The 8,642-nt window shown below is 75.3% G+C and carries 7 protein-coding genes; 4 read left to right on the forward strand and 3 right to left on the reverse strand.

The genetic code is table 11. From position 1 onward, the window contains the following. Window positions 1–106: 106 nt before the first annotated feature. Entirely contained in the window at window positions 107–3,124 is a 3,018-nt protein-coding gene (locus tag ACWEFJ_RS35410; RefSeq protein WP_449716432.1) for a BTAD domain-containing putative transcriptional regulator, read from the reverse strand. A gap of 191 nt (window positions 3,125–3,315) precedes the next feature. On the opposite strand from ACWEFJ_RS35410, the gene ACWEFJ_RS35415 reads away from it, so the two are divergent. Next, window positions 3,316–4,257, forward strand: coding sequence for a hypothetical protein (locus tag ACWEFJ_RS35415; protein WP_378089297.1), 942 nt, complete (start codon window positions 3,316–3,318; stop codon window positions 4,255–4,257). 64 nt (window positions 4,258–4,321) lie between these two features. Here ACWEFJ_RS35415 and ACWEFJ_RS35420 read toward each other — a convergent pair whose 3' ends face one another. Both ACWEFJ_RS35420 and ACWEFJ_RS35425 read right to left on the reverse strand, forming a co-directional pair. Beyond that, the gene (locus ACWEFJ_RS35420) at window positions 4,322–4,525 is read right to left on the reverse strand and encodes a hypothetical protein (RefSeq protein WP_378089299.1); all 204 of its coding nucleotides are present in this window, start codon (window positions 4,523–4,525) and stop codon (window positions 4,322–4,324) included. Between the two features lie 228 nt (window positions 4,526–4,753). Next, the gene (locus ACWEFJ_RS35425) at window positions 4,754–5,554 is read right to left on the reverse strand and encodes a GNAT family N-acetyltransferase (protein ID WP_449716433.1); all 801 of its coding nucleotides are present in this window, start codon (window positions 5,552–5,554) and stop codon (window positions 4,754–4,756) included. A gap of 240 nt (window positions 5,555–5,794) precedes the next feature. Between ACWEFJ_RS35425 and ACWEFJ_RS35430 the strand changes: the two genes are divergently transcribed. The 3 genes from ACWEFJ_RS35430 to ACWEFJ_RS35440 form a co-directional block, all read left to right on the forward strand. After that, the gene (locus ACWEFJ_RS35430; protein ID WP_378089303.1) at window positions 5,795–6,457 is read left to right on the forward strand and encodes a TetR/AcrR family transcriptional regulator; all 663 of its coding nucleotides are present in this window, start codon (window positions 5,795–5,797) and stop codon (window positions 6,455–6,457) included. 127 nt (window positions 6,458–6,584) lie between these two features. After that, window positions 6,585–7,253 (forward strand): LuxR C-terminal-related transcriptional regulator, encoded by a 669-nt coding sequence (locus tag ACWEFJ_RS35435; protein WP_449716434.1) that lies wholly within the window; start codon window positions 6,585–6,587, stop codon window positions 7,251–7,253. A gap of 301 nt (window positions 7,254–7,554) precedes the next feature. Continuing rightward, window positions 7,555–8,642 (forward strand): hypothetical protein (locus tag ACWEFJ_RS35440; protein WP_449716435.1); only part of this gene is annotated, 1,088 nt, incomplete at its 3' end.

Consider the following 8,642-nt stretch of genomic DNA (forward strand, 5'->3'; position numbering starts at 1 on the left):
CGCTGCGGGTCGGGAGCCGATCACCTCGTCGGGCGGCCCGCGCACGGTGTCGGCACCGGAGGTCAGGAGGTGGTCACCGGGTCGTCGGGCGGCCTGCGCGCCGCGCTCACGCCCGCGGCCCGGAGCTGGTCACGGGGTCGCCCACGGCGTCCGCCTCGGCCGTCGCGTTCTCCTGCCGGAACAGCTCGACCGCGCGGGCCCGGTGGGAGGCCGCGGCGACCTCGTCGCCCCGCCGCCGGGCCAGCTCGGCGAGGTCGCGGTGCACGGTGGCGTGCTCGTAGCCGTCCGGGACGGTGCGGCGCACCGCCAGCGCCAGCTCCAGGTGCTCCCGCGCCGCCGCCAGGTCGCCCCGGCCGAGGAACGCCTGGCCCAACCGGTCCAGCGCCACCGCCTCCACGTGCGGGTGGCGGTGCTCCCGGCTGATCGCCAGGGCCCGCGCGAACGCGCCCGCGGCGGCGTCGAAGTCCCGGCGCAGCAGGTGCGCCGCGCCGGTGTGCAGCAGCACCTCCGCCTCCATCCAGGCGTACCCGGTGCTGCGGGTCAGCGCGAGGGCTTCGGCGAAGGTGCCCAACGCCCGCCCGTGGTCGCCGAGCGCCAGGCGCGCCTCCCCGAGGGTGTCCAGGGTCGCCGCCTCCAGCCGCGGCGCGTCCAGCTCGCGGAACCGGGCCAGGGCGTCCAGCAGCGGCCCCAACGCCTCCTCCGCCCGGCCGGTGCGGACCAGCGTGTTGCCGAGGTTGCGCTGGGACAGCGCGAGCCCCAGGTGGTTGCCCGCCGACCGGCACCGGTCCACCGCCATCCGGTGCGCCGCCACGGCCTCGTCGAAGCGGCGCAGCTCGGCGTAGGTGTTGGCGAGGTTGTTGTAGACGTGGCCCTCGCCGTTGAGGTCGCCCGCCGCCCGGGTCGCCTTCAGCGCCAGGGCGTGCGTGTCGAGCGCTTCGCGCAGCCGCCGCGTCATGTAGTACGCCACGCCCAGCGCCCGCAGCATCTCCGCCTCGGCGAGCGGGTCGGCCAGCTCGCCCGCCGCGGCCGCGCCCTGCCGGCACAGCGCCACCCGCTCCTGCCAGTGGCCCGTGGCGTCGTAGAAGCTGGTCAGCAGGTAGGTGAACTGCCACGCGGCGGTCAGCCGCCCGGTCTCCCGGGCGAAGCGCGCCACCGGCACCAGGTTCGCCCGCTCCGCCTCCAGCAACGCCAGCGCGTCCTGCCGGTCGGCCGGGGTCGGCAGGTCGCCGGGGGAGTGGCGCGGCGTCGGCGTCACCAGGTCGCGCCGGGGGTCCAGCACCCGGTTGGCCCGGTCCGCGACCAGCAGGTACCAGTCCACCAGCCGGTGACCCGCCTCGGTGATCGCCTCCGCGGTCTCGTCCTCGCGCGCCCGCTGCCGGGCGAACTCGCGGATCAGGTCGTGGAACCGGTAGCGGTCCCGGCCCGCCGGCGTGATCAGGTGCGCGGCCCGCAGCTCCCGTGCCGCCGCCCGCGCCTCGGCCACCGGGACGGCGCACAGGGCCGCGCCGAGCGAGGCGCTGAACGTGCTGCCCGGCGCGAGGCCGAACAGCCGGAACAGCCGCGTCTGGGTCAGCTCCAACGGCAGGTAGGCGCTCGTGAGCACGGTCCGCACGGTGCGCGTGTCGCCGTCGACGGCCAGCGCGTCCAGCCGGTTCGCGCCCGCGAGTTCGGCCGCCAGGCCCGCGATCGGCGCGTCCGGCTCGCCCGCCAGCCGCGCGGCCGCGATCCGCAGCGCCAGCGGCATCCCGCCGCACAACCGGGCCAGCCGGGCGGCCGGCCCGCGTTCCCGCTCGACACGCCGCGAGCCCAGCACGCTGCCCAGCAACGCCATCGACGACCGGTGCGCCAGCACGTCCAGCAGCAGCGGCCGCACCGCGCACCGCGCCGCGAGCGCGGCGGGCGACCTCCGGGTGGTGACCAGCAGCAGGCTGCGCCCCGCGCCCGGCACCAGCGGCAGCACCTGCTCGACGGGGCCGGCGTCGTCCACCACGACCAGGCACCGCTTGTCGCGCAGCAGGGACCGGTACAGCGCGGCGCGCTCGGCGGTCGCGCTCGGCAGCCGGTCGTCGGACAGGCCCAGGCTGCGCAGCAGGTGCGCCAACGCGTCGCCCGCGGACACCGCGCGCCGCGGGTCGTGGCCGCGCAGGTCGAGGAACACCTGGCCGTCGCCGAACCGGTGCGCCACCCGGTGCGCCCACTCCACCGCCAGCGCCGACTTGCCCATGCCCGCCGCGCCCGACACGACCACCACGGGCTGGTCGTCGCCCGGCTCGTCCAGCACCCGGTCCAGCTCGGCCAGTTCCTCGTCGCGGCCGGTGAAGTAGCCGGCGCGGGCGGGCAGCTGCGCCGGACCGGCGACCGCGGGCGGACCGCTCAACGCGGGGTCGCGGCGCAGCACCGCGCTGTGCAGGGCCAGCAGTCGCGGTCCGGGCTCCGCGCCCAGCTCCTCGGCGATCCGCTCGCGCGCCCGCAGCACCGCCGCCAACGCCTCGGTGTGCCGACCGCAGCGGTACAGCGCCAGTACGTGCAGCGCGACCAGGCCCTCCCGCGTCGGGTGCTCCGCCACCAGCCGCGGCAGGTGCTCGGCGGCCTCGGCGTGGCGCCCCAGCCGCAGCTCCGCGTCCCACCGGCCCTCCAGCGCGGACAGGCGCAGCTCGCGCAGCCGCTCCACCTCGTGCAGCCCCCACCCCGACAGCGGCGCGTCGGCGAACGGCTCGCCCCGCCACAACCGCGCCGCGTCCCGGAACACCGCCAGCGCCTCGGCCACCGCGCCGCGCTCGGCGGCGCGCGTCGCGTCCCGGACCCGCTGCTCGAACCGCAGCGCGTCCACCTCCTCGGGCGGCACGTCGAGGGCGTAGCCGGGATTGCTGGTGCGCAGGACCGGACCGAGGCCACAGGTCTCCAGCGCCTGCCGGAGGCGGGCCACGTGGCTGTGCAGCGTCCGCACGGCGGTCCGCGGCGGGTCCTCGCCCCACACGGCGTCGACCAGCCGGGCCACCGGCAGCACCTGTCCGGCGTGCAGGGCCAGCACGCCGAGCACGGCCCGCTGCCGCCCGCCCCGCAGTTCGGCCGGACCACGCGGGCCGACGGCGTGCACGCGGCCGAGCACGCCCAGCTCGCCCACGTCGGCCCCTTCCTCCCCCGGGAGACAACCGAGCGTAATCAGTCATGTCGGCTCCGCGATACGGCTGACCAGACCAAGGTCGCGGCGGCGCACAACCGGTTCACAACAGGCGTGCCGCACCTTCGCCGGGCCATTGCCCAACCGGAGGTGAGGACACCATGCACACCACGTCGTCCCGACGAAGAGGCGGCTTGTTCGCACTCGTCGTCCTGGCCCTGATGGCCACCTTCCTGACCGCCGTGCCGGGCGCGCAGGGAGCCGCCGCGCCGCACGGCGGGATCTCCATGCGCGACAACTTCGGCGACACCGGGGCGGAACCGGGGTCGGGGAGCATCTGGTCGAGCCCCGACATCGTCGTCTGCCCCACCGTCCCGGGGACGCAGTGCGGCGTGGACGTGCCGGTCACGCCGACGCAGACCTACAACGTCTGGGTCACGCTCACCAACACCGACCAGGTCGCCCACACCGGCAACCTGCGCCTGTACTACACGAAGGCGGGCGGCAACCAGACCTGGCCGAGCGGTTGGCAGGAGTTCAGCGTCCTCAGCGTCACCATCCCGCCCGGCACCCACTCGGTGGTGGCCCCCTGGACCGTGCCGAACGAGTGGCGGCACTACTGCCTGCTGGCGCGGTGGGACAACGACCCCGCCGACCCGATGACCTTCGCCGAGGGCATCAGCACGGAGGCCAACACCCGGAACAACAACAACATCGTCTGGCACAACGTCGTGACGGCCACGAACCCGGCCGACACCGACGTCAGGTACGAGTGGATGATCGGCAACCCGTTCCCGCGCGACGCGCGCGCCGGGCTGGCCGTCGCGCCCGTCCGCGAGGCGTTCGTCGGTCCCGGTCGGATCATCGTCGACCTCGGCCCGACGCTGTTCGAGCGGTGGCGCGCCGGCGGCGGTCAGCTCGCCGGGCTGCGGCAGGTCGGGCAGACCCAGTTCCAGGTGGTCGACCCGAAGCTGGCCCGGTTCACCGGCATCCTGCTCAAGCCCGGTGAGCGGCTGCCCGTGGTGCTCGTCTTCAACGGCAGCCGGGAGGCCGGCGGCAAGCCGGTCAACGTGTTCCAGCTCGACGAGCAGGGTGTGGACCGGGGCGGCGTGGAGTACCGCCTGACGTTCCGGTAGCGGCTCGTCCCACTGGGGGTGTGCCCCCGTGGCGCCGGCAGGGGGCGTCGCGGGGGCACCGCCGTCACCGCCGGAGGTAGTAGGCCCACACGCCCTCGCCGTCCTTGACCCGCTTCGGCGGGTCGTGGACCTCGCGGACGACCGGTGCGGGTCCCGTGCCCGCCACCGCGGCCGCGGTCGGCCCCGCGCTGCCCGCGGTGGCGCACAGGACCGCCACCACGGCGGTCGGAATGGTGAGCAGGCGTCTGAAGGCGTGCGACAGTCCCATGACGAAGTCCCCCCGGATGTTCGCGGTCCGCGGCGCGCGGTGTCGACCCGGCCCCCCAGCCCGGTCCCGCGCGCTGCTCCATTCGACGTAGCCCACTATGCCCGAAAGCGCAACCGTCGGTGTGGTGTTTTCCGGATCGCGCCCGGCCCGGACCGGGACTCCTCCCGGGGTGACGGCGGGGATTCCTTGCCCGCGTTCGTGGATCGTCGCCGTCGGTACGGGGCCGGCTCAGGCGTCGAGGCCGTAGAACCGCACCGGCGAGTACGCCCGGAAGCCGATCCGCCGGTACACGGGCTCCCCGGCGACGGTCGCGTGCAGCGTGGCCCGGGTCAGGCCGGTGGCGCGGCCGCCCTCGTACAGGGCCTTCCGCGTCACCGCCTCGCCGTAACCCCGCCGCTGCCACCGCGGGTCGGTCGCCACGAGCGCGACGAAGAGCCGGCCCTCCGCCTCCAGCGTCGCGGCGCACGCCACCGGGACGCCGTCGCGCAGCGCCAGGTAGGCGTGCACCCCGTCCTTCCACAGCGCGGAGCCCGCGATCCCGTCGCGGCCGTCCTCCGGCGCGAACCCGTAGGCGCGCGAGTTGAGGTCCGCGTAGGCCAGCAGTTGCTCGTCGGTGGTCACGCGCTCGAACGTCAGGTCCGGGTGGCTCGGCTCGGGGAGGGGCAGCAGGTCACCGGCCATGCCCCGGCCCGGGAACGCGTGCCGGAGCCCGGCCCGCTCGGCCGCCGCGTCCAACCCGGCCCGCGCCTCGTCGGCGAGGAGGTCCTCGAAGAGCCACAGGAAGCCGGGGTGGCGCTTCTCGCGCATGATCGCGGCCACCTCGGCCAGCCGCCGCCCGACCAGGTCGGCGTCCGCGCCCACCTCGGTCAGCGTGACGCAGTTCCAGAACGCGAACCGGCAGTCGGCCCACCGGACCGCGATGCCGGGCAGGTCGCGCACGTCGGCGTCCGGGTCCCGGTCCAGGACCAGGCCGCGCCAGGCTGCGGCGAGCTGCTCCACCGACTCGATCGAACCCGCCAGATCCGTCATCGGCCCTCTCCTCGTGGACGCCGGGGACGGCCGAGCGTACCGATCCCGATCACGGCGGGATGCGCGCGTTGTGGTGGACAGCCGAGCGTGCCGGTTCCCGATCACGGCGGAACGACCGCCCTCCGGGTCGTGGCGGGCGGCCGGGCGTGCCGGTCATCAGGGCGGGTGGGCGTCCTGCGGGAGGTGGGGGGCGGTGAGCGCGTCGATCCCGATCACGGCGGGATGGCTACGCTGCGGGTCGTGGCGGACGGCAGGGCGTCGAGGTGGGCCGGTCAGCGGGAGAAGCGGCGCGCGGAGGTGGTCGCGGCCGCCCTGGCGGCCATCGCGGAGCACGGCCCTTGGGTGTCGACCGAGCAGGTCGCCGAGCGCGCGGGCATCTCGCGGCCGCAGCTGTACCGGCACTTCGCCGACGCCGACGACCTGCACGACGCGGTCGCGCACCGGGTCGCGGAGATGTTCGCCGCGGCGATGCTGCCCTTCCTGACCGCGCCGAGCGGCAGCCCGCGCGAGATCATCACGCGGGTCGTGGACGCCTTCGTGGCGTGGCTGGTCGCCCACTCGCCGCTGTACGACTACCTGGTCGTCCGCGCCGTGGGCGTCGTCCCCGGCCGTCGCGGGCCCGCGGCCGACGTGCGCCTGGGCATCGCGGGAGCGCTGCGCGAGCTGTTCGTCGCGCACGCGCCGGCCGGGGTGGACCTGCGCTACGCCGATTCCCTCGCCTTCGCGGTCGCGGGCATGGTCGAGTCGGCGACGGCCCGGTGGCTGGCCGCGCCCCACGGGCTCGACCGGGCGGAGCTGGTGGCGCGGCTGTCGTCCTGGGTGTGGGCGCTGATCGAGGACTTCGTGCGGCACGGCGGGGCGGAACTCGACCCGGACCTCCCGTTGTCGAACCCGCCCGCCTAGCGCTGCGTCACCCGATCGTGTGTGTCTTGTCGAACCGTCCGGGGGTCACGCTCAGTTAGTGATACGTTCCTGTACCTGTTACATCACTGTCCCCGTCGACCTGTCCGCCGTGCCGGAGGGGGTGCCCGTGAGCGTGGACCTGCCGGTGCGGCGCCTCCCCCCGACCGTCGCGGCGGTCGCGGCCACGCCGCTGGTGCGCGAAGGGCTGGGGTCGGTGATCCGGCAGGCCGGCCTGCGCTGGCTCGGCGCCGCCGCCACACCGCGCCAGGCCCTCGCGGGGCTGCGGCGCGTGTGCCCGGACGTGGTGCTGGTGGACAGCGCCGTGGACCCGCGCGGCGTCCTGATCGGCGAGTTGGCCCGGCCGGGCCGGGTGCGGACCGTGCTGGGCCTGGTGAGCGACGACCGCCCCGCGACCGACTTCCGCCGCGTCGGCCGGACCGCGGGCGCACGCGCGCTCGTGCCGCTGGACGCCGACCCGGCCGAGCTGGTGAACCTGATCCTGCGGGTGCACCGCGGGGGCCACGTGCCCGTGCGCGCCGTTTCGGCCGCCGAGGACGAGCCGGCGACCGCCGACGTGGACCACGGCGAGCCGCTGTCCCCGCGGCAGACCGAGGTGCTGGAGCTGATCGCGGCCGGCCTGGCCTCCGCCGACATCGCCGAATCGCTGGAGCTGTCCGTGGAGACGGTCCGGACCCACGTGAAGGCGATCCTGCGCCGGCTCGGGGCCCGTGACCGCGCCCACGCCGTCTCGATCGCCTTCCGGAGCGGGCTGCTCGCGCGCCACCCGGTCCCTTAGTCGTCCACTGTGGACTGACCGGCTGCGCGCGTCGTCGAACGGCCGCCGGAACCACCCGTCACCGGGGCAGCGGGTCGCCGCCGGGGGTGCGGTGATCCCCACGCGGTGCTTCGGGCGTCCGCAAGTGCCGTGAAAACAATCCGGCGCTGGACCCAGCCGGGGCCGCCGGTCGCCCTATAGCCGTGATCACGAGCGCGCGGCAGGCTGGAATCACCGCGACGTCCTGGGGGGACAAGGCATGTGTCGTTCGCGTCCTTCTTCGTCCGCGGTGCGCCATTCCCATCGCCGAGAGGAAACGGCTGTGCCGTTCACGTCTTCACCACGCCGATCGCCGCTGCGCCGGGCGGCCGTCGCGCTGCTGGCCACCGGCGCGCTGCTCGCGCCCGCCCTGCCGGCCGCGGCCGCCCCGGCATTACCCTCCACAGTGGACACGACCGCCGCGGTCACCGGGCCGACGCCCGACTCGCCGGTCAGCGGCAAGGCCGTGCCCGCGCTGCGCGGCGACGCGGCCAGGGCCGCGGCCGGCGGCAAGGTCAGCGAGCAGGTCCGCGCGCGGGGCGAGGCGTTCCAGGCCGCCCACGAGCAGCGGCGACGTGCCGACGCGTCGCTGGTCCTCCCGCCGTGGAGCGGAGCGCTGCACTCGGTCTGGGGCGCGTTCCCGACCGTCGTCTCCGACGGCGCGCAGGCCACCCACACCATCAACCCCGGCATCAGCATCCCGGCGGGCAACCCCGACGTGGTGTACGCGCCGACCCTCGTCCCGAGCGGGAAGACCTGCATCGAGGTCACCACGTTCTACTGGCAGGGCGGCAACGGCGTGGGCGCGTGGGACTGGTGCGCGGCCTCGCCCGGCTTCGCCGCCGTGGCCTGGATCGACGCCTCCTTCGTGAGCACCTACACCACGTCGTTCCAGGGCCTGCCCGCCTACACCGTGCTGGACGTGCAGACCAACGCGGTGACCAACTCGTGGACCGCCTACCTCTACAACTACACGACGTCGAGCTGGGACGCGCTGTTCACCAGCGCCGACACCAGCAAGCTGGTCGACCCGCACGGCGGCTGGAGCATGTTCGAGGTCTACACCGAGTACAACCCGGCCACCGGCGAGGGCTACTACTGCACGGAGACCTACGGCACCCAGTACCACGCGGCCAACCTCCAGATCAAGGTCGGCGGCAGCTGGACGTCGTTGACCACGGCCAACTCCTCGGTGACCCCGCCGGGCAGCGTGTCGAGCACCGACTTCGGCTGCTACGGCCTGTCGTTCACGCTCCAGACGGCGAACAGCCACTGGCACCGAGGGCGGCGAGCCGGTCGCGCAGGTACGACCGGTCCACCAGCGCGGCGTACACGTCCCGCGCGGGCCAGCGGGACGTGGTTCGGTGCTCG

Source organism: Actinosynnema sp. NPDC004786 (assembly GCF_053601135.1).